24 protein-coding genes are annotated in these 24,815 nt (G+C 71.8%); 8 read left to right on the forward strand and 16 right to left on the reverse strand.

Features of this window, described 5'->3' with window-relative positions:
* Positions 1-28: 28 nt before the first annotated feature.
* The 3 genes from HF999_RS01045 to HF999_RS01055 are packed head-to-tail and all read right to left on the reverse strand — an operon-like array spanning position 29 to position 2,306.
* Positions 29-598: a hypothetical protein gene (locus HF999_RS01045; RefSeq protein ID WP_168544084.1), complete on the reverse strand. Its 570-nt coding sequence runs from the start codon at positions 596-598 to the stop codon at positions 29-31.
* Entirely contained in the window at positions 595-1,200 is a 606-nt protein-coding gene (locus HF999_RS01050) for a hypothetical protein (RefSeq protein ID WP_168544085.1), read from the reverse strand. Before HF999_RS01050 ends, HF999_RS01045 begins: the two co-directional genes overlap by 4 nt.
* A 53-nt stretch (positions 1,201-1,253) precedes the next feature.
* Entirely contained in the window at positions 1,254-2,306 is a 1,053-nt protein-coding gene (locus HF999_RS01055; protein WP_168544086.1) for a YeiH family protein, read from the reverse strand.
* A gap of 71 nt (positions 2,307-2,377) precedes the next feature.
* On the opposite strand from HF999_RS01055, the gene HF999_RS01060 reads away from it, so the two are divergent.
* The gene (locus tag HF999_RS01060; RefSeq protein WP_168544087.1) at positions 2,378-3,298 is read left to right on the forward strand and encodes a LysR family transcriptional regulator; all 921 of its coding nucleotides are present in this window, start codon (positions 2,378-2,380) and stop codon (positions 3,296-3,298) included.
* Positions 3,299-3,329: 31 nt separating this feature from the next.
* On the opposite strand, the gene HF999_RS01065 is transcribed toward HF999_RS01060, so the two are convergent.
* Positions 3,330-4,016 (reverse strand): TVP38/TMEM64 family protein, encoded by a 687-nt coding sequence (locus HF999_RS01065; RefSeq protein WP_312853965.1) that lies wholly within the window; start codon positions 4,014-4,016, stop codon positions 3,330-3,332.
* A gap of 124 nt (positions 4,017-4,140) precedes the next feature.
* Here HF999_RS01065 and HF999_RS01070 point away from each other — a divergent pair, with 124 nt between their 5' ends.
* The 5 genes from HF999_RS01070 to HF999_RS01090 all read left to right on the forward strand — a co-directional run bounded on the left by HF999_RS01070 (position 4,141) and on the right by HF999_RS01090 (position 11,339).
* Complete coding sequence (locus HF999_RS01070; RefSeq protein WP_312853966.1) at positions 4,141-5,934, forward strand: methylmalonyl-CoA mutase family protein; 1,794 nt, start codon at positions 4,141-4,143, stop codon at positions 5,932-5,934.
* The gene (gene scpA / locus HF999_RS01075) at positions 5,934-8,165 is read left to right on the forward strand and encodes a methylmalonyl-CoA mutase (RefSeq protein WP_168544088.1); all 2,232 of its coding nucleotides are present in this window, start codon (positions 5,934-5,936) and stop codon (positions 8,163-8,165) included. The genes HF999_RS01070 and scpA overlap by 1 nt, the downstream gene beginning before the upstream one ends.
* On the forward strand, positions 8,165-9,145 hold the full coding sequence (gene meaB / locus HF999_RS01080) for a methylmalonyl Co-A mutase-associated GTPase MeaB (RefSeq protein WP_168544089.1): 981 nt from the start codon (positions 8,165-8,167) through the stop codon (positions 9,143-9,145). The genes scpA and meaB overlap by 1 nt, the downstream gene beginning before the upstream one ends.
* Before the next feature lie 285 nt (positions 9,146-9,430).
* Positions 9,431-9,622, forward strand: a complete 192-nt coding sequence (locus tag HF999_RS22290; protein ID WP_246207005.1) for a flavodoxin domain-containing protein — start codon at positions 9,431-9,433, stop codon at positions 9,620-9,622.
* A gap of 418 nt (positions 9,623-10,040) precedes the next feature.
* Complete coding sequence (locus HF999_RS01090; RefSeq protein ID WP_168544090.1) at positions 10,041-11,339, forward strand: TrpB-like pyridoxal phosphate-dependent enzyme; 1,299 nt, start codon at positions 10,041-10,043, stop codon at positions 11,337-11,339.
* Between the two features lie 9 nt (positions 11,340-11,348).
* Here HF999_RS01090 and HF999_RS01095 read toward each other — a convergent pair whose 3' ends face one another.
* The 4 genes from HF999_RS01095 to HF999_RS22300 all read right to left on the reverse strand — a co-directional run bounded on the left by HF999_RS01095 (position 11,349) and on the right by HF999_RS22300 (position 16,114).
* Entirely contained in the window at positions 11,349-11,726 is a 378-nt protein-coding gene (locus tag HF999_RS01095) for a hypothetical protein (RefSeq protein ID WP_168544091.1), read from the reverse strand.
* Positions 11,727-11,776: 50 nt separating this feature from the next.
* Positions 11,777-14,311: a sensor domain-containing protein gene (locus HF999_RS01100; protein WP_168544092.1), complete on the reverse strand. Its 2,535-nt coding sequence runs from the start codon at positions 14,309-14,311 to the stop codon at positions 11,777-11,779.
* On the reverse strand, positions 14,293-15,171 hold the full coding sequence (locus HF999_RS01105) for a Gfo/Idh/MocA family protein (RefSeq protein ID WP_312853967.1): 879 nt from the start codon (positions 15,169-15,171) through the stop codon (positions 14,293-14,295). The genes HF999_RS01100 and HF999_RS01105 overlap by 19 nt, the downstream gene beginning before the upstream one ends.
* A gap of 79 nt (positions 15,172-15,250) precedes the next feature.
* Complete coding sequence (locus HF999_RS22300) at positions 15,251-16,114, reverse strand: hypothetical protein (RefSeq protein WP_512700777.1); 864 nt, start codon at positions 16,112-16,114, stop codon at positions 15,251-15,253.
* Here HF999_RS22300 and HF999_RS22305 point away from each other — a divergent pair.
* Positions 16,022-16,642 (forward strand): hypothetical protein, encoded by a 621-nt coding sequence (locus tag HF999_RS22305; RefSeq protein WP_246207009.1) that lies wholly within the window; start codon positions 16,022-16,024, stop codon positions 16,640-16,642. The genes HF999_RS22300 and HF999_RS22305 overlap by 93 nt on opposite strands.
* Here the strand turns inward: HF999_RS22305 and HF999_RS01115 are convergent.
* Positions 16,600-17,811, reverse strand: a complete 1,212-nt coding sequence (locus HF999_RS01115; protein ID WP_168544093.1) for an acyl-CoA dehydrogenase family protein — start codon at positions 17,809-17,811, stop codon at positions 16,600-16,602. The genes HF999_RS22305 and HF999_RS01115 overlap by 43 nt on opposite strands.
* Before the next feature lie 181 nt (positions 17,812-17,992).
* Between HF999_RS01115 and HF999_RS01120 the strand changes: the two genes are divergently transcribed.
* A complete protein-coding gene (locus tag HF999_RS01120; RefSeq protein ID WP_168544094.1) occupies positions 17,993-19,624 on the forward strand; it encodes an AMP-binding protein in 1,632 nt (543 codons plus the stop codon).
* 6 nt (positions 19,625-19,630) lie between these two features.
* Here the strand turns inward: HF999_RS01120 and HF999_RS01125 are convergent, their stop codons facing one another.
* From HF999_RS01125 to HF999_RS01155, 7 genes are read right to left on the reverse strand one after another with little or no spacing between them, the layout of a single operon-like run.
* Positions 19,631-20,053, reverse strand: a complete 423-nt coding sequence (locus HF999_RS01125) for a type II toxin-antitoxin system VapC family toxin (protein ID WP_168544095.1) — start codon at positions 20,051-20,053, stop codon at positions 19,631-19,633.
* Positions 20,050-20,325: a type II toxin-antitoxin system Phd/YefM family antitoxin gene (locus HF999_RS01130; RefSeq protein WP_246207012.1), complete on the reverse strand. Its 276-nt coding sequence runs from the start codon at positions 20,323-20,325 to the stop codon at positions 20,050-20,052. Before HF999_RS01130 ends, HF999_RS01125 begins: the two co-directional genes overlap by 4 nt.
* A 55-nt stretch (positions 20,326-20,380) precedes the next feature.
* Positions 20,381-20,998: an ASCH domain-containing protein gene (locus tag HF999_RS01135; RefSeq protein WP_168544096.1), complete on the reverse strand. Its 618-nt coding sequence runs from the start codon at positions 20,996-20,998 to the stop codon at positions 20,381-20,383.
* 5 nt (positions 20,999-21,003) lie between these two features.
* A complete protein-coding gene (locus tag HF999_RS01140; protein ID WP_168544097.1) occupies positions 21,004-21,471 on the reverse strand; it encodes a mycothiol transferase in 468 nt (155 codons plus the stop codon).
* Complete coding sequence (locus tag HF999_RS01145; protein WP_168544098.1) at positions 21,458-22,495, reverse strand: nucleoside hydrolase; 1,038 nt, start codon at positions 22,493-22,495, stop codon at positions 21,458-21,460. Before HF999_RS01145 ends, HF999_RS01140 begins: the two co-directional genes overlap by 14 nt.
* Positions 22,496-22,539: 44 nt before the next feature.
* Entirely contained in the window at positions 22,540-24,006 is a 1,467-nt protein-coding gene (locus HF999_RS01150) for an SDR family NAD(P)-dependent oxidoreductase (protein ID WP_168544099.1), read from the reverse strand.
* 14 nt (positions 24,007-24,020) lie between these two features.
* Positions 24,021-24,740 (reverse strand): hypothetical protein, encoded by a 720-nt coding sequence (locus HF999_RS01155; RefSeq protein WP_168544100.1) that lies wholly within the window; start codon positions 24,738-24,740, stop codon positions 24,021-24,023.
* Between the last annotated feature and the right edge of the window lie 75 nt (positions 24,741-24,815).

The raw sequence follows: 24,815 nt of genomic DNA on the forward strand, positions 1-24,815 counted from the left end.
CCTCACCGCGTCGGGCACCCGGCGCCGGTCAGCGGCCCAGTGCCACCGCGACACCGGCGCACGCCGCGGCCCAGAGCACCGACACGAAGGTGCCGATGATGAACTGCTCGGCCGCGCAGGGATTGCGCAGTTCCGGATAGCGGGCCAGCCCCTTGGCGGCCACGATCACGGCGAGCCCGGCGGCGAAGTTCGCGAGGACGCACACCGCGATGGCGGCCCGTTCGAGCACTCCGATCGCGAGCCCACCGCGCAGCGGTGACTCGGGAACGGGCTCATCCTCGGACGGCTCGCCCTCGGTGGCGTCGCCGCCGGGCGCCGGATCCGGGGCGTCCTGCCCGCCCGCACCGGCGAGGGTGAACGCGGCGGTCACCAGGGCGCTACCGCCCGCCATCGCGGCGACGACGGCCGCGACGCGCGCGGCCGCGAGGGCGAAACCGGTGGCCGCGGGCGCCGCGAGCGCAACGACCGCGGCTGCCCCGACGAGGAGGGCGGGGACGGCCGCCGCCACGATGCCGGCGACGCCCGCCGTGCCGCGGCGCGCGGCGAGCACCCCGGCGACGGCCGCCGCCAGGAGCAGGACGACGACCAGCGCTGTCACCGTGCGACCCCTGCGGACGCCGCGGCATCGGCCGTACCCAACAACTCGACCGCCAGCGCGCGCCCCGCGGGCTCGACCGACCACCCCGCCGCGGCTGCCCGCTGGGACGCCGCCTGACGGGAGACCCCCAGTTCCGCCGCCGCGGCCGTGATCGACATACCCGTGTTCAGCAACGCGGTCACCTCTCGTCCCTCCCGTGATCTGCGGCCCACGATAAGGCCGAGCACCGACAGGATCGCCTCGGCGCGTGCGGCCGCGGCACCGTCGGCACCCCTGACCTGCACGGGGACGGCGACGCCCTTGGCTGCCTCCACCGCCTCCCGCGCAGCTTCGAAGGCGCGGCCGCGGCCCGCGCGGGTCTGGTCGGGGAGCGGCAGTTCGACGGTGCCCGTCCCGATCCCGACGCTCCAGTGCCCGTCCGCGAGGAGCGCGAGTGCGGCGTCCACCGCGACCGCGGCGTCGTCGGTGACGGCCTGAAGTTCGTCTCCGGCCGTGCGGTCCGGCGGCCGGACCCAGCGCAGCGGACCGAGCAGCTCCCGCGCATCGTCGACCCGGTCCGTGTCCCGCCGACTGCCCTGCTGATCCGCTGTAATGACGATCATCTGTCAAGCCTAAATCCTTGCGATGGACAATAGCAAGGATTTAGCCTTGCGGACTAGTGGAGCCCGCTGGTCAGCGCCTGGATACCGAGGCTGGAGCCGGACACGGTGATCCACAGGATCCCGCCGAAGAGCAGGGGCGTCCACCCGGTGCGGCGCAGCGCGCTCAGGTCCGTCGACAGCCCGATCGCGGCGAGTGCCCAGGTAATGAGCAGCGTCGACGCCGATCCGAGCGCCGATCGCAGGTCGGCCGGGAACGGGACGAGCGAGTTCAGGCCCGCGAGGGCGACGAAGCCGACGAGGAACCACGGGACGAGCGTGATCGCCCGGGGGCGGGGTGCGTCCGCGGTCGCGGGCCGGCGCCGGGCGACTGCGTAGGCCAGCACGAGGACGACGGGAACGATCATCAGGGCCCGGCTCAGCTTGACCACCACGGCGGTGCGGGTGGCCTCGTCGCCGTAGGTCACGGCGGCCGCGACCACGGACGAGGTGTCGTTGACCGCGGTGCCCGCGAAGACGCCGAACGCGTGCTGCCCCATCCCGAGCAGGTGGCCGAGCCAGGGGAAAGTGAGCACCGCCGCGACGTTGAAGACGAACACCGTCGACAGCGCGTAGGCGACCGTCGAGGGCCTCGGGCGCAGCACGGGCGTGACCGCCGCGATGGCCGACGCCCCGCAGATGGCGGTACCCACGCCCAGCAGCGCGCGGAGCGTCGGCTCGACACCGAGCCACGAGCCGAACACCGCCGCGGCGCCGAAGCAGACCGCCATCGTCCCGAACATCACCGGGATCGACGACCGGCCGACCGCCCATGCCTGCCCGAGCGAGAGCTGCGACCCGAGCAGCACGACCGCCACCTGCAGGGCGATGCCGCCGGTCAGTGCGAAGCCGGTCGGCGTACTGCGCCAGCGCCGGGCGGGCCGCAGCGCGGTGGCGAGCGCGGCCCCGAGCAGGACGGCCGCGACGGGGGCGCCCAGGACGGGGAGCGCGCGACCGATGGCCGTCGCGACCGCGGCCACCGCCAGCGCCAGCGCCGCTCCGGGGAAAGCGCGACGGACGCGGGAGGGCCGCGCTGTGCGGGTGTTCGACGGTGCGGTGGGGATGCTCATGTCTTCGACTCTCGCGCGGAGCGCGGGCCGGCGGTAGCCATGGATCAGCTATCTACCCATAGAGTGAAGCTATGGACATGCCGTCGGTGGAGTCGCTGCGCCTGCTCGTCGCGGTCGCGGACCTCGGATCGATCTCGGCCGCCGCCCGCGAGTGCGGCATCACGCAGCCGAGCGCGAGTTCGCGATTGCGTCACCTGGAACGGCAACTCCGCCTGGACCTTCTGGACCGGCGCACCCGCGGTGCGGAGCTCACGCCCGAGGGGGCGGCCGTCACCGAGTGGGCGCGCACCGTCGTCACCGCGATGTCGGCCCTGCAGACGGGGGCGGAGGCGCTCCGCTTCGACCACACCGTGCGGATCGCGTGCAGTCAGACGATCGCCGAATACCTCATGCCCGCCTGGCTCGCCCGGCTGCGCGAGCACACGGATGAGCCGGTGCATCTCACCGTCGGCAACTCGGCGGCGGTGATCGCCGATGTCCGTGCCCACGTCGCCGACCTCGGCTTCATCGAGGGCCCGACGGTGCCCGACGACCTCGCCGCGCGGACCGTCCGGACCGACCGGCTGGTCCTCGTGACGGCACCCGGCGAGGTCCTCACCCGGCGGCGCGACGACCGGCCCGTCACCGCCGCCGAACTCGCGGAGCTGCTGCTCGTCACCCGCGAGTCGGGCGCCGGGACCCGCGACGCCCTCGATGTCGCCCTGCGCCGCGTGGGCCTCGCCCCGAACCCGAGGTCGGTGGCGCTCGGCACGAATGCCGCGGTGAAGATCATGGTCGCGGCGGGCGGCCGGGCCGCCGTGCTCAGCGAACTCGCCGTCGCGGCCGAGTTGCGCGACGGCCGCCTGGTCGAAGTCCCCACCGTCGGTGTGGACCTGCATCGCCGCCTGCGCGCGGTGCGCCGTAAGGGCGCCGCGCCGCGCGAGGTGGTGCAGACCCTGCTCGCCGTGGCCAGCGGGCGGGCCGCCGGAACGCCCCGGGCACGCCGCGAATGATGGCAAGTGCGTGTCCTTGCGGAGACCTCTGTCAATCCACAGGCCTTGCGGGCATGCGGGCATCGACCAGCAGCCCCGCGATCCCGACCATCATCAACGTGCCACTGACCACCACGAGCCACGGCGACGACTCACCGGTCAGCGCATCGCCGAGCAGCACGACCGCGATCGTGCCGGGCGCGAGGCCGGCCACCGTCGCCGCGAGGTACGGCCAGAACCGCACCGGGGACAGCGCGGACGCGTAGTTCACCAGCGAAAAGGGAGCGACGGCGATCAGCCGCAGGGACCCGACCGCCAGCCATCCACGGGCCCGGAGCCGGGCCGCGATGGGCAGGTAGGCGCGGTGCTCGCGCACCCGGGCGAGCACCGCGGACCGGTGCCGCGCGTCGACGGCGCGCACCGCGAGGAAGGCGATCACCGCCGCGGCGGTGGACGCGAGCATGCACAGCAGGATCCCGATCGGGCCGAACAGCACGCCCGCGGAGACCGTGAACATGGTCCGGGGGATGGGGAAGACCGTCACCACCGTGTGGGCGACGAGGAACAGGACCACGAACCAGGTTCCGGTCGAGTCCGCCCACCCCCGCACCGTCGAGATGCCGGGGTGCGGGAGCAGCATCCCGAGGACCACGAGAGCGAGCACGAGCACGCAGCCGATCGCCGCGCGGACGACCAGGGCGCGGTCGCCGGGCCGCAGCCGGGAATCGTTGTCGCTCACGTCGAGCCAAGATACGCGCTGTGCGTGCGGAGGTCCGCGACCCTACTGGGGGGTACCGAGTGCGATCGGTTAACGTGAGTTCTCATCGACCCGGCGTGCGCTGGGCCACAGGTGAGGAGGTCTCGTGGCGGACAACCCCTACGACGCGTGGCGTGATTCGGTCGGCGCGGTGCTCGCGAAGTCGCGCGGCGGGACCCCGCCGGAGGACCCGATCGCCGCACTGACCACCCCCACCGAGGACGACGGCGTCCAGATCGCGCCGCTGTACTCGCAGCGCGACGAACTGCCCGAGGCCCCGCTGCCCGGCGCCTTCCCCTTCGTCCGCGGTGGGAACCCCACGCCCGATGTCCGACTGGGGTGGAAGGTGGCCGAGCGCTTCGCCGACGGCGCCGACTCCGCCGACGTGCTCGGCGCTCTGGAGTCCGGGGCGAGCGCGCTCTGGATCACCCGCGCCGACCCCGCCGCCCTTCTGGTCGGCGTGTACCCGGACATGGCGCCGATCCTGATCACGGCCGGCGGTCGCGTCGCCGAGGCCGCCACGCAGGTCTACGCCGCCCTCGACAAGGTCGCCGAATCCGACGCCTACCGCGCGGACCTCGTCCGCGTGAGCCTGGGCGCCGCACCACTGACCTCGCAGGTCGTGGGCCGCGCCGATGTCTCCCTCGAGGAGGCGAACGAGCTCGCCCGCGGCGCCGATGCGCGGGTCGAGGACGTGCGGGCGATCGTCGTCGACGGTGCCGACCTGCACAACGCCGGAGCGACCTGCGCCCAGGAGCTGGGCCTGAGCGCCGCAGCCGCGCTCGACCACGTGCGCGCCCTCACCGCCGCCGGGCTGTCCACCGCCGCCGCGTTGGGCCAGTTGACGATCCGCCTCGCCGCGACGGACGACCAGTTCCTCACCCTGGCCAAGATCCGCGCATGGCGCACGGTCTGGGCGCGTGTCGCCCAGCACCTGGGGGAGCCGGACGCCGGCAACGCTCCGGTCCATGCCGTGACCTCGCTGGCCGCCACCACCCAGCGGGACCCGTGGGTCAACATGCTCCGCGTCACCGTCGCCGCGTTCGGTGCGGGCGTCGGCGGCGCCGACTACGTGACCACGCTGGAGTACGACGAGGCCCTGCCCGGCGGCGTCGAGGGCTACTCGCCCGCGTTCGCGCGCCGCATCGCGCGCAACGCCCAACTGCTGCTGCTCGAGGAGTCCAACCTCGGCCGGGTCGTCGACCCGGGCGCCGGATCCTGGCACGTGGAGTCCCTCACCGACGACCTCGCGCGCGCCGCCTGGGGCGTCCTGCAGGAGGTCGAGCGTGCGGGCGGCTTCGCCGGCGGCGTCGCCGACGAGTCGATCGCCACCCGCCTCGGCGAGGCCGCGGACCGTCGGCACTCCGCGGTCGCGCGGCGCGCCAAGAAGATCACCGGCGTCAACGAGTTCCCGAACCTGGCCGAGCCGGCCATCGCGCCGTCGGCGGCCACGAACGGCCCCGTCGTGCGGTCCTACGCCGCCCCCTTCGAGGCCCTGCGCACCCGGTCCGACGCCTTCCTCCGGGAGCACGGCGTACGGCCCCGGATCCGGATGGTCACGATCGGCACCGTCGCCCAGTACAATGGGCGGTCCACCTTCCTGACCAACCTGCTCGCCTCCGGCGGGATCGAGACCGTCCTGGACGCGGCCGAGCAGGCGGCGGGGAGTGCCACGCTCGACGGCTCGGCCGGCGCGCGGATCGCGGTCCTCGCCGGCTCCGACCCGGGTTACGCCGAGGAGGGCGAGGCGCTGGCCCGCACGCTCCGCGACGAGGGCAACCTCGTGCTGCTCGCGGGCGCGCCCGGCACCGTCGACGACGGCCTGATCGACATCTACCTGCACGCGAAGATCGACGCGGCCGCCGCGCTCGACGACCTGCTGACCCGATTGGGGGCGTGATGACCAGCGAGATCACCAGTTTCGCCGACGTTCCGTTCGAGGACCTGCCGGGCGCGGCACCGTCGAGCGCCGACGTCGACGCCTTCGTGGACGCCTCGGCGAAGGCCTACGCCTACACCCCGGACCAGCTGACCTGGACCACGCCCGAGGGCATCGACGTCAAGCCCGTCTACACCCGCGCCGACCGCGACGCCGTGGCCGCGGCCGGCTACCCCGTGGACTCCTACCCGGGCACGGTGCCCTTCGTGCGCGGTCCGTACCCGACGATGTACGTCAACCAGCCGTGGACCATCCGGCAGTACGCCGGCTTCTCGACCGCCGCCGAGTCCAACGCCTTCTACCGGCGCAACCTCGCGTCCGGCCAGAAGGGCCTGTCGGTGGCCTTCGATCTCGCGACGCACCGCGGCTACGACTCCGACCACCCGCGCGTCACCGGCGACGTGGGCATGGCCGGCGTCGCGATCGACTCGATCCTCGACATGCGCCAGCTCTTCGACGGCATCGACCTGGGCGGCGTGTCCGTCTCGATGACGATGAACGGCGCCGTGCTGCCGATCCTCGCGCTCTACGTCGTGGCGGCCGAGGAACAGGGGGTGGGCCCCGAGAAGCTCGCGGGCACCATCCAGAACGACATCCTCAAAGAGTTCATGGTGCGCAACACCTACATCTACCCGCCTGCGCCCTCGATGCGGATCATCTCGGACATCTTCGCCTTCACCTCGCAGAAGATGCCGAAGTTCAACTCCATCTCGATCTCCGGCTACCACATCCAGGAGGCCGGGGCCACAGCCGATCTGGAGCTCGCGTACACGCTGGCCGACGGTGTCGAGTACATCAAGGCGGGCATCGAGGCGGGGCTCGACGTGGACAAGTTCGCGCCGCGCCTGTCCTTCTTCTGGGGCATCGGCATGAACTTCTTCATGGAGGTCGCCAAGCTGCGCGCGGCGCGCCTGCTGTGGAGCGAGCTCGTGGCCGGCTTCGATGCGAAGAACGCCAAGTCGCTGTCGCTGCGCACGCACTCGCAGACCTCGGGCTGGTCGCTCACGGCGCAGGACGTGTTCAACAACGTCGGGCGCACCTGCGTCGAGGCCATGGCCGCGACGCAGGGCCACACCCAGTCCTTGCACACCAACGCGCTGGACGAGGCGATCGCCCTGCCGACCGACTTCTCGGCCCGCATCGCCCGCAACACGCAGCTCCTCCTGCAGCAGGAGTCCGGGACCACGCGCCCCATCGACCCGTGGGGCGGCTCGTACTACGTCGAGACCCTCACGCACGAGCTCGCGGAACGCGCCCGCGCCCACATCCGCGAGGTCACCGAGGCCGGCGGCATGGCCAAGGCGATCAACGAGGGCATCCCGAAGCTGCGCATCGAGGAGGCGGCCGCCCGCACGCAGGCGCGCATCGACTCGGGGCGGCAGCCGGTGCTCGGCGTGAACAAGTACCAGGTCGCCGAGGACGCGGCGATCGAGCTGCTCAAGGTCGACAACACCAAGGTCCGGGCCGAGCAGCTCGCGAAGCTGGACCGGCTCCGCGCCGAGCGCGACCCCGAGGCCGTCACGGCGGCCCTGGCGAACCTCACCCGCGCGGCCTCGGCCGAGGGTGGGGCGAATCTGGAGAACAACCTGCTGGCGCTCGCGATCGACGCGGCGCGGGCCAAGGCCACCGTCGGTGAGATCTCCCACGCCCTCGAGCAGGTCTACGGCCGCCACCAGGCCGAGATCCGTACGCTCAGTGGTGTGTACCGCGAGGAGGCCGGCGCGTCCGGCAACATCGAGACCGCCATCGGCCTGGTCGAGAAGTTCGAGGAGGCCGACGGCCGCCGTCCCCGCGTGCTCATCGCGAAAATGGGCCAGGACGGCCACGACCGCGGCCAGAAGGTGATCGCGACCGCCTTCGCCGACCTCGGCTTCGACGTCGACGTGGGCCCGTTGTTCTCCACGCCGGAGGAGGTCGCCCAGCAGGCCGCAGACAACGACGTGCACGTGGTGGGCGTGTCCTCGCTGGCGGCGGGCCACCTCACCCTGGTCCCCGCGCTGCGCGACGCGCTCGCCGAGGTGGGACGGCCGGACATCACCATCGTGGTCGGCGGCGTGATCCCGCCCGGCGACTTCGACGAGCTGTACGCGGCGGGTGCGTCGGCGATCTACCCGCCCGGCACCGTCATCGCGGACGCCGCGGTGAACCTGATCCACGAGTTGGGCGGCAAGCTGGGGTACCAGCTGGCGTGATGACCGTCGCCGAGCTCGCGGAAGGCGTCCGCGCGGACAAGCGCGCGGTGCTGGCGCGGGCCATCACCCTCGTCGAATCGCGGCGCCCGGACCACCAGGCACGCGCGCAGGAGCTGCTGCTCGCGCTCACGCCCGCCCCGGACGCGCCGATCGCCACCCGCGTCGGGATCACGGGCGTGCCCGGGGTCGGCAAGTCGACCACCATCGAGGCGCTGGGCAATCATCTGATCTCGTTGGGGCACAAGGTCGCCGTGCTCGCCGTGGATCCGTCGTCGACGCGCTCGGGCGGTTCGATCCTCGGCGACAAGACCCGGATGGGCACCCTGGCCGTGAATCCGCGCGCCTACATCCGGCCCTCGCCCACGTCCGGCACGCTCGGCGGGGTCGCGAAGGCCACGCGCGAGACGATCGTGCTGTTGGAGGCCGCGGGCTTCGACGTGATCCTCGTCGAGACCGTCGGCGTCGGGCAGTCCGAGGTCACCGTCGCGAACATGGTGGACACGTTCACCTTCCTCACCTTGGCCCGCACCGGCGACCAGCTGCAGGGCATCAAGAAGGGCGTCCTCGAGCTCGCCGACGTGGTCGCGGTCAACAAGGCCGACGGGGACCACATCGTCGAGGCCCGGGTCGCCGCTCGCGAGCTGTCGAGCGCGCTGCGCCTGATCCACCCGCGCGGCTCGCTGTGGCGCCCGCCCGTGTTGACGCAGAGCGCCATCGAGGGCACCGGTATCCCCGAGTTCTGGGACGCCGTCATCCGGCATCGCACGACGCTGCAGGAGGCGGGGGAGTTCGAGCGCCGCCGCCGGCAGCAGCAGGTCGACTGGACGTGGACCATGGTCCGGGACACGGTCCTGTCCCGCGTCGAGCAGTCCGACGGTGTGCGGTCCGTCCGGGCCGAGGTCGAAGCCGGCGTGCAGGACGGCTCGCTCACGCCCGCCCTCGCCGCGCAGCGCCTGCTCGACGCCTTCGACGGTCACTGACACGTCAGAGTTCGATCGGCCTGTGCGCCGGCGCTCGATCGAGTGCGCGCGCATGAGTCATGCTCTCATGGCCGGTGGTGCCCGTCCGAGCCGCAGCGCCTACTGGTGCTGGAGATGCCCGGTGTCGCGGGCGGTGCCGAGATCGCGGCCGCCCAGCGGGCCTGCCGACGCGGGGCGCGTTGGGGGTGGCCTGCATCCTCAACACCGACGACTGCCACGGCACCTACGAGGCGCTCCGACGCTGGTCCGGAGCATGGCCCGCCAATCCGTGTGACGATGGGGGTCATGTCGGCACTGGTGATCTGCGCGTCCACACATCACGGCAACACCCGGAAGGTGGCGGACCGTATCGGCGGGGTGCTGGGCGCGGCCGTGGTGACGCCCGCCGAGGTCACGGCGGAGCAGATCGACGCGGCCGACCTCATCGGATTCGGTTCCGGCGTGTACTGGATGTCCTTCGATCCGATGCTCGTCTAGCTGGTGCGGTCACTGCCGGTCCGGCCGCACGGTGCGGCGTTCGTATACGCGACCAGCGGGCTGCCGGAGACGCCATTGCGCCGATACACCCGCAACCTTGCGGATCTGCTCGGAGGCCGTGGATTCCGAGTCGATCCCGAGGTGTGCCACTGCCGCGGATGGGACACGATGGGGCCGTTCGGTCTGGTCGGCGGCATGAACCGCGGCCGTCCCTCCGCCGCCGATCTCGCCGCCGCGGAGGACTACGCTCGGCGGCTGCTCGCGCGACAGGGGTAAGTCGACGCCGTTCGGCTGCGGTGTTATGGGATAGCTCAAATCGGCCTACTGTGGCGAGTCGGCGGTCCGCGGGAGCGCGGCGAACAGATCGATCGGCCACCTCTGGGCGGCGCGCGTGAGCGGGCCTTCTAGGCTGTGACACATGACACTCTCGGACGCCGCAGCGCACCAGGACATCACCACCGTCGGAGTACCCACGCACTGGTACAACCTCGCCGCGGAGCTGGACACGCCCATTCCGCCGCACCTGCACCCCGGCACCAAGGAGCCGGTGCAGCCCGAGGACCTGGCGCCGCTCTTCGCGACGGGCCTGATCGCGCAGGAGGCGTCCACGGAGGCGTACCACGAGATCCCCGAGCCGGTCCGGGAGATCCTGTCCATGTGGCGCCCGTCGCCGCTGATCCGGGCCCGCAGGTTCGAGGAGGCGCTCGGCACCACCTGCCGGATCTACGTCAAGTACGAGGGCGTGAGCCCCGTGGGCTCCCACAAGACCAATTCCGCTGTGGCGCAGGCCTACTACAACCATCTCGACGGGGTCACCAAGCTCACCACCGAGACCGGCGCCGGCCAGTGGGGCAGCGCCCTGTCCTTCGCGGGCGCGCAGTTCGGGATCGACGTCGAGGTGTGGCAGGTGCGCGCCTCCTACGACTCCAAGCCCTACCGCGGGCACCTCATGCGCACCTACGGCGGCACCGTGCACCCGAGCCCGTCGGACCTCACCGAAGCCGGCCGCGCCATGCTCGCGAAGGACCCGAACACCACCGGCAGCCTCGGCATGGCCGTCTCGGAGGCAGTCGAGGTCGCCGCCAAGGACCCCGAGGCCCGCTACGCCCTCGGCAGCGTCCTGAACCACGTCGTGCTGCACCAGTCCGTGATCGGCCTCGAGGCCGTCGAGCAGCTCGGTCAGCGCGAGAAGGGGGCCGACGTCGTGTTCGGTTGCGCGGGTGGCGGATCCAACCTCGCCGGTCTCGCGTTCCCGTTCCTCCGCGAGAAGATCCACGGCCGGCAGGATCCGCGGGTCGTGGCCGTCGAGCCCGCCGCCTGCCCGTCGATCACCCAGGGCGAGTACCGCTACGACCACGGCGATGTCGCGGGCCTGACCCCGCTGCTCAAGATGCACACCCTCGGCATGGATTTCGTGCCCGACCCGATCCACGCGGGCGGCCTGCGCTACCACGGCATGGCGCCGGCGCTGAGCCACACCGTCGAGCTCGGACTGGTCGAGGGGCGCGCCGTCGAGCAGAACGACGCCTTCGCGGCGGGCGTGCTGTTCGCCCGCACGCAGGGGATCGTCCCCGCCCCGGAATCGACCCACGCGATCGCCGCGGCGGCGGACTACGCCCGCGAGAACGCGGACGAGGTGCTCGTGATCGGCCTGTCCGGGCACGGCCAGCTCGACCTGCCCGCCTACGCGGAGTACCTGTCCGGCAACCTGGCCTGACTCGGGCCGCTACGCCTTCGGCGCGTCCGGGGGCGTAGCGGGCGAGCCGAGCGAGCGCCGGATCTCCTCCAGCTTGGCCTTCGCCGCCTTCTCGCGCTCGGCGAAGGCACGCTCGGCGTCCCGGCTGGCGGTCGTGTCGTGCGCGAGCTCCTCGGCGCCCAGCGCGGTGGTGGTGCGGCGTTCGATCTTCTCGCGCACGTGGTCGAAGGTGGGCACGCCGGCGGTCGTGTAACCGGTGACCTCCTCGTACGACGGTGCCGCCGGTCCCGGGGGTGCGGGCGGCGCCTCGACCACCTCCGCGTCGATCGGCGCCCCGTCGTCGACGGGGCCGCCGGGCACCGTCGGATCGGTCTGCGGGGACTGCGGGTGATCGCCGGGGCTCGCCATGGCACCCAGGGTAGCGCCGCAGCGCGTCCGGCCCCCTGGGCTCGGCGCGCCTACCGGCGCACTCGCGACCGCCAGCGACACAGTTGCTCGCGGCCGATGGCGCGGCTCCAGAGGAATCCCTGCGCGAAGTGCGCGCCCGCGGCCGCGAGCGCGGCCGATTCCTCCTCGGTCTCGACGCCCTCGGCGATCACATCGAGGCCGATGGCGCGCGCCATGGCGACGGCGGCGTCCAGCATGGCCTCGAGCTGCGGATCGTCCCCGCCCGTCGACGCCGTGACCACGGATCGATCGATCTTGACGAGCGCCAGGTTCAGGTCGCGCAGCTGCGCGAGGCTCGACCAGCCGGTGCCGAAGTCGTCCAGCGCGATCCGCACGCCGAGCTCGATCAGCCGGTGGGTCGCCGCGAGAACGTGCCGTTCGGGCACGACCCGCTCGTTGATCTCGAGGATCAATCTTCCCGGGTCCAACCCCGAGCGGGTGAGCGCGGACTCCACGATATGGGGCAGACGGGGGTCGGCGAGGTCCTCCGAGGCCAGGTTCACCGAGACCCAGCCGAGCTCCGGCGAGGCGGCGAAGTCCGAGCAGGCCCGGCCGAGCACGATCCGAGCCAGGTCGGGGAGCATTCCCAGGCCCTCCAGATGGGCCAGGAAACCCTCGGGCGGGAGCTCGGCACCGTCGGGGCCGGACATCCGGGCCAGCGCCTCGGCGCCGACCATCGCGCCGGTCGCGAGGTCGATCACCGGCTGATACCGGACGATGACCTCGTCGCGCTCGATCACGGACCTGATGTGCGTCGCCAGCGCGACCCGTTGCTGCTGCGGCGCGTGCAGGCTCACCGAGTGCTGCACGATCCGGTTGCGGCCGTCGCGCTTGGCCTGGAGCAGTGCGAGGTCACCGTCGATCAGCAATCGGGTGATCCCGTCGTCCGTGGCGCCCGATTCGACCAGACCGATCGAGCACGTGACGGTCAGCTGCAAGCCGTCGACCTCCACCGGCAGCGCCATCGCGGCCCGGACCCCCTCCGCCCAGTCGGCCGTCAGGCGCGCCCCGTCGACCCGCGGGCGGAGCACGACGAACTCGTCGCCGCCGAGGCGTGCGACCAGGTCGGTGGGCAGGCTCGCCGACTGCAACCGCTGCGCGACCACCTGAAGCACCTGGTCACCGAGCTTGTGGCCGAGCGAGTCGTTGATCCGTTTGAAGGAGTCGAGGTCGATCCACAGGACGGCGAGGGTGTCGCCGTCCCGCCGGCGGCGTTCCACGATCGCCGTGGCGCGTTCGATGAAGCTCGCGCGCCCCAGCAGGCCGGTGAGGTCGTCGTGGTCCGCGCGCCACCGCAGGCGGCGGTTGAGCTTGCGGATCTCCGACTCGGCGCGACGGCGCTCCGTGATGTCCGTGTGGGTACCGATCAACCGGGTGGGGATGCCGTCGGGTCCGACCTCCATCGCGCGGCCCCGGTCGAGGATCCATCGCCAGCTGCCGTCCTTGGTGCGCATCCGGTGTTCGAACGAGAACTCGGTCGCCTCCCCGCGGAGGACCCCCCGGATGATCTGCCACGTGCGTTCGTGGTCGTCGGGGTGCACCCGGGCGGACCAGTCCTCGACGGTCGTTCCCACCTCCTCGGAGGTGTAGCCGAGCATGGCCTTCCACTGCTGCGAGAAGAACACCGACCCGGTGGTCAGGTCCCAGTCCCAGATGCCGTCGCCGGCACCGTCGATCGCGAACTGCCAGCGCGTCTCCGCGTGCCGGAGCAGGGCCTGGTCGCGCCGCGCGGCGGTGATGTCGCGGCTGATCCCGATCAGTCCCACGACGGTGCCGTCGGCGCCGCGGTACGGGGCCTTGTAGGACAGGTAGGTCCTGCGCTCGCCGTCGACCTCCGGATGCTCCTCGAGCTCGCGTCCGACGCCCGCCTCCATGATCTCGCGGTCCGTGGCCATCAGGGTCTCGGCGAGCAAGGGGAAGACGACGGTGTCATCGGCCCCGATCGCCAGCGCCTGCGGAATACCCGCCAACTCGGACACCGACGCGTTGAGGTACTGGTACCGCCCCCGTCGGTCCTTGATGTACACCAGGTCGGGCGCGGCATCGAACACGGCCTGCAGCAGCCCCGCGGCCCGCTCGGAATGATAGGCCGATTCCACCGCGCGCTCGTCGACGCGCCGCTGCGCCTCGCTCATCGCGCGCTCGGAGGCCACCCGACCGGAGATGTCCCGGGTCAGGCCCGCGATGTACTGGCGCCCGTCGATCTCGTGGAAGAACAGGTGCGCCTCGACGGGGAAGGTGCTGCCGTCCTTGCGGCGGTGCATGGCGGGGATCACGTGCATCGTGCCCGCGAGGGCGCGCTCCCAATTGCGTCGCGCCTCCTCGCCGGTGACCTGCACGATGTCGAGGGCGTTCATCCGCAGCAGCTCCGCGCGGGTGTACCCGGTGCTCGTGCACGCCGCGTCGTTGACCGCGACGAGCCTGCCGTCCTCGTCGTGCACGTAGAACGCGTCGAGCGAGTGGTCGATGAAGGCACGTGCGATGTCCGCGCCCCAGGCCGGTCGCGGCGGTGTCGCCGGGATGCGGTTCACGGAGTCGGTGGGCACGCCCCCGCCTTGATCTGTGCGATCACGCGCTGCAGGTGCAGGCCGCGGAGGACGCCGAGCGGGTGATCGGTCCCGGTCGCGATGGAGGCGAGGAACTCGTCGAGCAGGACGCGGAAGCACTCGGTCGCCGGCGTCTCCCGACTCTCCAGCACGGCCAGGCCCGCGGTGGAGTGCGCGGAGATCCGCATCACCGTCGGCAGGACCGGCGTCCGCAGCGAGAGCGACACCGTGGAGGCGGCACCGTCGGCGTGCGTGAGCTGCGCGGTCCAGGTATCGCTCCCGGCGTCGTACCGGGCCGCGGCGACTGCCTCGACGGTGCCCGCGGCGGCATCGAGCAGGTCGATGACGTGGGGCCCGACGTCGTACAGGGCGCCCTGCTCCTGCCGCCAGGCGGACGCGGCGAACTTGCCGGCCAGCGCGGCGCCGGAGAGCCACTGGGCCTCGGCGGCGACGGGGCGCAGCTCGGCCGCGCGGGCCAGGAACTCGCGGGTCTCGGGCGCGAACCTGCGGGTGAGCCCCAGGATCGACCGGACCCCGGCCGCGCTGACGGCGTCCGCGAGCGCGGCGGCGCCCTCGAGGTCGAGCGCGATCGGCTTGTCGAGGATCAGGTGCTTGCCGGCTCGGGCGGCGTCGGCCGCCAGCGGCGCCTGCACGTTCGGCGGGACCGCGAACGCCACGGCGTCCACCGCGTCGAACAGGGCGGCGGGGGAGTCGAAGGCGCGCGGGAAGACCGCCGCGGCCGCGGCCGGGTCGCGGGCCCATCCGCCGACGAAGTCGACGTCCGGGTGCGCGGCCAGGGACGGCGCGTGCGTTTCCCGAGCCCAGGGACCCGCTCCGACCAGACCGATGCGCACCGTCACTCGCCAGAGTCTGCCACGGGGGCGCCGCGGGCGGACACCGAGTGGCCGCCTCCGCCGAACGGGGCGGCGGCGAGGGCGATCACGCCGCCGCCCCGTTCCTGGTCAGCCGCGCACCAGCGCGGCCCGCGCGTCGGCGATGAACCGCTCGACGTCCTCGTCGGTCTTGAGGTCGAGGATGGGCGCGGGCTCGGAGATCAGCCCGAACAATGCCGCGCCGACGGCGTCGTCGGCGACGGCGCCCGCGAACAGCGGACCGGCGACGAAGGCGTAGTCCGGATCGCCGAGGAAGAGCCGGGTGGCCTCGGCCGCGGCGTGCCCGCGCTCCTCCCAGTGCCGGTCGAACTGGTCGACGATCCAGTCTGCGGTGAAGGCGCCGCCCTCTGCGACATGGCGTTCTACGGCCTTGACCAAGGCCGCGACCTGGATCAGCCCGGTCTGCGCGCCCTGCCCGGCGATCGGGTCGAAGGCGATCGCGCTGTCGCCGAGCGCGGCGACGGGGCGTCCGCCGCGGGTGTATCCGACGCCCTGCCGCACCGTCGGGGTGACCGCGCCGCGCAGCCACGACCTCGGGTCCTGCTCGATCACCCGGAGCTTCTCGATATCGGGAAGATCGTCGGGGAAGTAGTCGCGGTAGATGCTCACGACCACCTCGAGGGCGCTGTGCGCGTCCGTGACCTCGCCGAACCGGTCGACCCAGGCACCGTCGGGCTTGGCGAACCCGAGGACGCTCCATGACGCTCCCGCGTCCTTGTGCCAGTACGGGCCGATCCAGATCTCGCCGTGGTGTGTGCAGGTTGAACACGTTGTGCGCGCCCGCCCCGTGACCACGGGCGGTGAACACGTCGGATCCGTGCCCGAGGCCCGTGAACGCGGCGGCCAGCAGGTGCCGCTGCGGGGAGCGGTAGACGGTGCGCGACTCGTCGACGGGGAACAGGCCGGACAGTCCGCCCTTGCCGGTGGAGACGAGCGTCAGGTCGTGCGCGGCGGCGATGTCATCGAGGTTCTCGGGGCTCACCGTCTCGACGTGGAAGCGCCCGCCGGCCTGCTCGAACAGCCGGATGCGGTCGTACGCGCGCAGTCGCACGTCGATTCCGGCAGCGGTGTAGGTGAAGTCGGGGTCGAAGGCCAGCACGTCCTGCAGGGCGCCGGGCTCGCCCGTGGTGAGGCGGGTGTTCATGCCGGTCGAGACCGGGGCGTCGGGGTAGAGCTCCTCGACGAGGGTGTGGTCGACATCGCGCGAGTGTCCGAACAGGACCGCGGTGCCGGTGGCGGGTACCTCGTCGCGGAGCTGTTCGGGGGTGCGGTCGCTGTAGAGGTCGACGGGGTGCCCGGCGCGGGCGAGGACGAGGGCGGCGGTGGCTCCCACCACTCCGGCGCCGATGATGGCGATGCGTGCCTGGGTCATGGTCGTGCCTTTCGGTGGTGTGACTACTTGGCGATCTCGGTGCGGGAACCGGCGTTCCACGCGTAGGGCAGGTCGGTGCCGTTGAGGAGCAGGTCTCCCACGGCACGGGCCTTCTGGATCGCGGGGTTGTGCACCGCGAGCGTGCGGGCATTGCGCCAGTGCCGGTCGAGGCGCAGGTCGGCGTCCACGATCGACGCGCCGCCCACCTCGAACAGGTCGCTCGTGGCCTTGAGCACGAGGTCGATCACGGCGAGCTGGGCGTGTGCCGCGGCCAGTTCGGCCTCCGGCACCAGGTCCTCGTGCACCCGACGGTCCGCCAGGGTCTCGTCGAGCACGTCGGCGACCGCGAGCACGGACTGCTTAGCCGCCCAGGCGGCGCTGGAGAGCCGGCCGATCACCTGCTGCACGAGCGGGTCGTGGCGCTGCAGGTCGGCGGCGGCGTGCGAGAAGGTGCGGGTGCGCGCCCGGACCCAGGCGATGGTGTCATCGGTGGCCCGCTGCGCGATGCCCGCGAGTCCCGCCAGTTGCACCAGCTGCAGGTACGACGTGGCGTAGGTCGCGCCCGGCGCGCCGTACCCGGCGCCGAGGAGACGGTCGGCGGGCACGGCGACGTCGGTGAACACCGTCGTACCGCTGGCGGTGAGGCGCTGGCCGAAACCGTTCCAGTCGTCGGCCCTCGCCACGCCCTCGGCGTCCGCGTTGACGAGGACGCCCACCCGCTCGCCGTCGAGATCCGCGGCGACGAGGATCGCATCGGCGTAGAGGGATCCGGTGGAGTAGAACTTGGTGCCGTTGAGCCGGTATCCACCGCCGTCGCGCGTGAGGGTGGTCGCGTAGCCGCCGACGGAACCGGCGCCGGGCTCGGTGATCGCATTGCCGACCACCGTGCCGTCGGCCACGGCCCGCAGCCAGTCGTCCCCGGCGGGGGTGTTCGCCAGCCGCTGGTCCTCGACGAAGTTGACGTGCACGCGCAGCGCCTGCGGAATGTTGGAGTCGGCGGCTGCCAGGGCGATCAGCTGGCGGAAGAACTGCCGGAGCGTCACACCGGACCCGCCGTGCTCCTGCGGAACCCGTAGCGCGGTGAACCCGGCTTCCTTGAGCAGCGCGATCGGAGCGTGCACGAGCTCGCGGTCGCGCTCGCGGGCGACGGCGCCCTCGGCGATGCTGGCGTACAGCGGGCCGAAGGTCGCATCGAGGTCCGCGTCGGTCGGGGGAGCGATGAGCGATGTGGTCATGGGCGACAACTGTGGTCCGTGCACCGGCTTCTGACGAGGATTCCCCGCGCCGTGAGCGATATTCGTGGACCATCGACGGCGAGTTGCGTCCGATTCCGCCCCGCGATGCGGTAGAACCTGTTACAACTAGAACACGTTCTGCCGAGCTGGACGGGTTCGCAGGTCAGGAACAGGAGTGCGCATGAAGTTCAACCTCGCCGATGTCTTCGAGGCCGTCGTCGACGCGGTTCCGGAGCGGGTCGTGTTGAGCTACGAGGGGGAACAGACCTCGTACGCCGACATGGACGGCCAGGCCAACCAGGTGGCGCATCTGTTCGCCGCCAACGGGATCGGCGCCTTCGACCACGTCGCGCTGTTCCTCAAGAACAGTGTCGAGCACGTGCAGTCGCTGCTCGCGCTGATCAAGATCCGCGCCGTACCGGTGAACGTCAACTACCGGTACACCGGGCCCGAGCTCGAGTACATCTTCACCAACTCGGACTCGCGCGGCATCGTCGTCGAGATGGCGGAGCACCAGCGCACGCTGGCCGGGCTCATCGGCAAGCTCCCCGACCTCCGGACCGTGTTCGTGGTCGGCGAGGTCGACCCCGAGCTCGCCGCCGCGGTCGACGGTGCGCCCGACATCGCCCTCGTGCCCTTCGCCGACGCCGCCTCCCACGCCACGACGCGGGACTTCGAGCCGCGCACCGGCGAGGAGCACTACATCATCTACACCGGCGGCACGACGGGCTACCCGAAGGGCGTCGTCTGGCAGCACGACGACTTCTTCCGCAAGCCGCTCTCCGCCGGCGTGCCCTACGGCGGTGAGCCCCGCAGCTCGCTGGAGGAGGTCGGCGAGGGCGCCCAGCAGTTCCCGCCGCTGGCTTTCCTGATCGCCGCTCCGCTCATGCACGGCGCAGCCGCGTATTCGCTGTTCACCTTCTTCGTGCTCGGCTCGCGAGTGATCCTCGAACGCGACTTCAAGGCCGAGCAGATCGTCCGCAACATCAAGCGCGATCAGACCCAGACCATCCTCATCGTCGGTGACGCCATGGGCATCCCGCTCGTCGAGGAGATGGAGAAGCAGAAGGACACCGCGGACTTCTCATCGCTGTTCTCGATCACGTCGGGCGGTGCCATCTGGTCCAAGCACGTGCGCGATCGGATGGCCGCGATCAAGCCCGAGCTGATCCTCCGGGACAACTTCGGAGCCTCGGAGTCCGGCAACGACGGAGTGATGACGCTCGACGAGAACGGCAACCTCAAGGCCCCGCCCACCGAGAAGATGATGGTGGTCGACGAGTCCTTCGCCGAGATCACCACGCCCGGCACGGTCGGTTTCATCGCCCGGGTCGGCAATGTCCCGCTGGGGTACTACAACGATCCCGAGAAGTCGGCGCGCACCTTTCCGACACTCGCGGACGGCCGGCGGATCTCGGTGCTCGGCGACATGGGCTATCCCGCGGAGGACGGCGGCATCGTCTTCCTCGGCCGCGGCAGCCAGTGCATCAACACCGGTGGCGAGAAGGTCTACGCGGAGGAGGTCGAGGCCACGCTGCACGGGCACCCCGCGATCTCCGACGCCCTGGTGGTCCCGGTGCCCGACGAGCGGTACGGCCAGCGGGTCGCGGCGGTGATCTCCGTCGCGGCGGGGCACGAGCGTCCGTCGGTCGAGGACGTGCAGACCTTCGCCCGCACCGAGCTCGCCGGCTACAAGGTGCCCCGCACCATCGTCTTCGTCGACGAGGTCAAGCGGACCCCGGCCGGCAAGGCCGACTACCGCTGGGCCAAGTCCACCGCCGAGGGCGCCGCGGAATCGGAGCAGCCGGCCTGACGGGTATCAGTCCTCGAACTCCCACGGGTTGACCATGGGTACGCCGGTGGACTCGAAATGCTTGGTGTTGCGGGTGACGACGGTCAGTCCGTGGATGATCGCGGTACCTGCGATGAGGGAGTCGTTCCCGGGTAGCGGGTCCGGCGACGGCAGCTGGGCCGTCAGCCGAGCGATCAAACGATCCACCGGAATCGTGCGTTCTGCGAACCTGGAGAGGACGTCGTCATCGAACCACTTCCGGAGAACTGCGCCAGCACGGGCGTCTGTTCGTTCCTTCTTGACGATTCCCCGTTCGATCTCCATGAGCGTGAGCACGCTGATGAAGTGGCGAGAAGAGTCCTGCCCCCGCGCCCATCGCACGACACGCGGATCCGCGAGAGCGGGGCGTCGCAGCTCGCTGAGGACATTTGTGTCGAGGAGGTAGCTCACGACAGGTCGACTTCGCGTGGCGTCCAATCGATGAGGCCAGTCTCGAACTCCAGATCGAGATCGGGATCCACCGGTTCTTTCATCGCGAGCGCGTCGGCGAGGCTCACTCGGGGGCTTTCGAGCCGGCGGTACGCCGCGATGGACATGAGAACGTACGCCGGTTCGCCTCGGTCAGTGATGAATACTGGCGCTTCGTCGGCTGCGCGTTTCGCGGCACTGACGTCGCGGTTGAAATCGCGGGCGGATATCGACCTGTTCACCATGTCGGTCATGCGGAGCTCCTGGTAGGTATGTACCTACCAGGCTACCCTCGGTGGGGTTCGCTCGCTACTGCGACTCCAGCCGGTCCAGGTACGCCGCGCCGCGTGGCGAGAGCTCGTAGCCGACCTCGTGGCTGATGGTCAGGCCCATGCCCTTGAGCTTGCGGATGTCGGCCTTCATGGGCTGCAGTTCCACGCCGCGCTCGGCGGCGAGTTCCTTGGACACGACGTGCGGGTGATCGCGGATCCAGGTGAGGATGTCGCGGGTCCACGGCCCCGTCGGACGGGCGTCGAGCCGTGCGAGGCGCTTGTCGATCGACGCGAGAGCGGCATCGTCGGGAATTTCCTCGCGCAGGGCCAGCCGCGGGTCCGCACCGGCGTACTCGAGGTGGATCCGGTAGACGTGCTCGCCGCCGCGGGCGGTCCGCTCGCGGCGGGGCGCGTCGGGATCCCGCGGCCGCAGCGCCCGCCGCAACGCGGTGGCGTCCTTCATTCCCGCCGCGCGCGCCGCCCGGTCGCTGATCTTCTCGACATCGGGCACCCGCGTGACCCGGGTGAAGCGCAGCACCCCGGCCGGGGTGACCTGATTACCGCCCACCTTGACCCGGGGCGTGTCCCACCGGCGGTACTGCGTGGTGACGGTGCCGTCGCGCACCCCCTCGGCGATCGCCTTCGGAATCAGCATGCGAGTCAGTGTGCGGCAGCGACCACGACATCGCGGCAGATCTGCATGTGTCCGGTGTGCTGGGTCAGCTCGCGCAGCATGTGCGTGAGCACCCACTCCGGCGTCGCGGTCGCCGCGTCGCGCCGTGTGGTCCCCGTCGCCGCGGGATTGCGGATGCCGGTCGCCGCCACGGCCGCCCATCGGGGGAGGTCGGCGCGCAGTCCTCGCACGATCGCCCGGGCCTCGTCGACCGTGCCGGTCGAGACGAACTCGGACGAGCGGTCCCGCGGGATGTCCTCGCCCGCCAGCAGCGATCCGCCCCAGTAGCCCAGGGCGCCGCCCACGTGCGTCACCAGAGCGAACACTGAGTTACCGTGCGGCGTGGCCAGATTCACCGTGCGGTCGTCGAGGTCGTCCAAGACGGACTCGACGGTGTCCAGGGTCTCGGCGGCCACGGCGAGGAACGCCGCGATCTGGCCCTCAGCGGCGGCCACGGGCGAGCCCTGCGATCGAGTCGAGCAGGTCGTCGAAGAACGCGGCCTGGTCGGCGGCGACCGCGATCTGCGCCGTGTCCGGACGGTTCCAGGTGCCGTGCACGTCGGCGATGGTGGTGCCGCGCGTGAGCGATCCGGCGAGCTCGACGTCGACCGGGAGGGCGCGGGTCGTCGCGATCGACGGGTCCAGGGCCACCGCCGCCGCGAAGGGGTCGTGCATGTGCGCGATGTATCCCTGGTCGTGGTCCCGGTGGAATTCGAAGTAGAACCGCACCGCGTCGGACATCGCCCGCACCACGGGATTGCTCGCGGCCGACCGCGTACCGTCGGCGTCCTCGGAGGCGAGGCATTCGGCCGGGCTGCTGCCCGCGGCATCGGCGAGCCGGAGGACGTGGTCGGGCGTGAGCTCGATGGTCTCCGTCAGGTCGAGCGGGCACAGGATCGGCAGCGGCGTGCCGGTGCCGTCGAGTTCTCCGTACGCGCGCAACACCTCCCACAGTGACTCGGGGTCGACGGCGACGTTCCACTCCGAGGTGGGGGTCGTATTGCCCGGATGCCAGAAGACGCCGCCCATGATGACCAGGCGGCGCAGTCGGGTCAGGATTCCCGGGTCGTCGCGCAGGGCCAGGGCGAGGTTCGTGCAGGGGCCGGTGACCAGGGCCACGACCTCGCCGGGGTGCGCCCGGGTCAGGTCCGACCACGCCTGCGCGCCCGGGACGTCCGACGGTCCGCGGCCGGGCGTGGGCAGGTCGGCGTATCCCACGCCGAAGGGCCCGTGCGTCTCCTCCGTGGTCATCAGCGGCGTCGCCAGTGGCGCGTCGGAACCGACGAAGACGTCGATGTCGGTGCGGCCCAGGAGTTCCAGCCAGCCGAGATTGTTCTCGACGACCTGCGGGGCGGGGACGTTGCCGGCGGACGAGACGATCCCGAGCAGGTTCACCTCGGGCTTGCTCAGCAGGTAGAGCAGCGCGATCGAGTCGTCGACGCCGGTATCGCAGTCGAACAGGACCTTCGTTTCCGTCACCCCGTCGACCCTAGTCCCCGGTCACCGCGGCGGCGGGCCGCCCATCACCAGGGCGAGGGCTTGTAGTCCTTGAGGAAGCACCCGTGCAGGTCCACGCCCGCCTCGCCCTGCACGATCGGGTCGTAGACGCGGGCGGCCCCGTCGACCAGGTCGAGGGGGGCGCGGAAGCCCTCCTCCGCGAGGCGCATCTTGGTGTGGTGGGGGCGCTCGTCGGTGATCCAGCCCGTGTCGACGGCGGTCATGAGAATGCCGTCCTGTTCCAGCATTTCGGCGCTGGAGGTGCGGGTGAGCATGTTCAGCGCGGCCTTGGCCATATTGGTGTGCGGGTGGCCGGGGCCCTTGTAGCCCCGCCCGAACTGGCCCTCCATCGCGGAGACGTTGACGACGTACTTGCGGCGCGCGGACGAGGCGGCGAGCGCGGGGCGCAGCTTCGAGATGAGGATGAACGGCGCCACCGAGTTGCACAGCTGCACCTCGAGCAGTTCGAGCGGCTCGACCTCCTCGACGGTCTGCACCCAGGAGTTGGTGTGCACGAGGTCGGGGAGCAGGCCGCCCGCGTCGACCGCGGTGCCGTCCTCGACCCGCGCCGCGGACGACGAGCCGCCGCGCAGCGCGAGCGCGGTCAGGGCGGCGGGATCCAGCGCCGCGAGATCGCCGGAGACATCGCCGGTGTGTCCGTCCAGGGCCTCGGTCAGGGCGGCGGGGTGCGCCGAGCTCGCCCGGCCGAACCGGATGATCCGGCTCGCCAGCGCGGCCGGGACGTCGCCGGACTCGGCGTCGACGAGTGCCGAGTACGCGCCGGGGGAGCGGCGCACCGTCTGCGCCGCGTTGTTGATGATGATGTCGAGCGGGCCGCGGGCCGCGACGGCGTCGGCCATCGCACTGACCTGCGACGGGTCGCGCAGGTCGATGCCGACGATGTGCAGGCGGTCGAGCCACTCGGCGCTGTCGGCGAGCGCGGCGAACCGCCGCGCCGCGTCCGTCGGGAACCGGGTGGTGATGGTGAGGTCGGCGCCGTCGCGCAACAGGCGCAGGGCGATGTACATCCCGATCTTGGCGCGGCCGCCGGTGAGCAGCGCGCGCCGGCCGCGCAGATCCGTGGTCGCGTCGCGCTTGGCGTGGCTGAACGCCGCGCAGTCGGGGCAGAGCTGGTGGTAGAACGCGTCGATCCGGGTGTACGGCTGCTTGCAGATGTAGCAGCTCTGCGGCCGCAGGAGCTCGCCGGCGCTGTCGCCCACCGTCGGCGTGGTCAGCAGGATCCCGGCCGTCTCGTCGTCGATCCGCTCGGCATTGCCGGTGGCCGTCCGCTCGAGGACGTCGCGATCGGCGGCCTTGACCTTGGAGCGGGCGGACTTGCGCCGCTCGCGCTTGAGCAGCTTGAACATGTGGCCCACGGCGCGCTGCACCTCGACCGACTGGGGGTCGCCGTCGTCGAGGAGCGCGGCGGCCTCGAGCACGCGATGGAACGCGGCGAGGTCCTCCGGCGGAATGGGGCTGATCGTGTCGGGCATGCCACCAGTGTCCCTCATGACGGCAGGGGCACCGTCGCGTCACCGGCCGACAGGTCCACGGTGACCGCCTCCTCCTGCCAGTGGACAGCCGTGACGGTCAGCGCATCGAGAGCGGGCGGGATCACCGAGGGGCGGAGCTCCTTGACCCACGAGTCGATCGCCCAGGCGACGGGGATCGGCACCGGGATCACCGCGATCGGCATGGACAGGTCGGTCACCCGGAAGGTGAGCCGCCCCGCAGTGACGCCGACCGCGACGACGACGCGGAGGTCGACGCCGAGCCCGAACGCCACCGGCAGCCCGACCGTCAGCGCCAGCGATCTCCGCCGCGGCACCAATGACACGGCGCGCACGGTGATACCGCCGATTCCTCCGCCGGCCTGGGCCGCCTCGATCACGGAGCGGATCCAGGACAGCCGCAGGGTGGCGGTCGCGGTGAGGGCGTCGACCCGCAGTCCCCCGGGCACGGGCGCGAGGCCGCGCGCACGCCCGTCGAGGAGGATGGCGTGCGGGCCCGCCCCGACATCGCGGGTGGTGATCTCCAGCCCGGACAGGCGCCGCTGCAGCAGCTGCAGCAGCACGGGCCGGTGCACGTCCAGCACGACCGACGGGGCCGCCCCGAGGACCGGGGTGCCCAGGAGCACGAGCCTGGCGCGCAGTCGCGCGCGGGCGAACCACTCGGCGACAAGGACCCCGAGCGCCGCGATCACGATCACCACGACGAACACCGACATCCGCTTCTCACCCCCGCTCCTCGCCGCGGTCAATTATGCGACGGGCCGCCCCCGGCCTCCGCACCGTCGTGATCT

Source organism: Tsukamurella spumae (assembly GCF_012396015.1).
In the GTDB taxonomy this organism is placed as follows: Bacteria; Actinomycetota; Actinomycetes; order Mycobacteriales; family Mycobacteriaceae; genus Tsukamurella; species Tsukamurella spumae.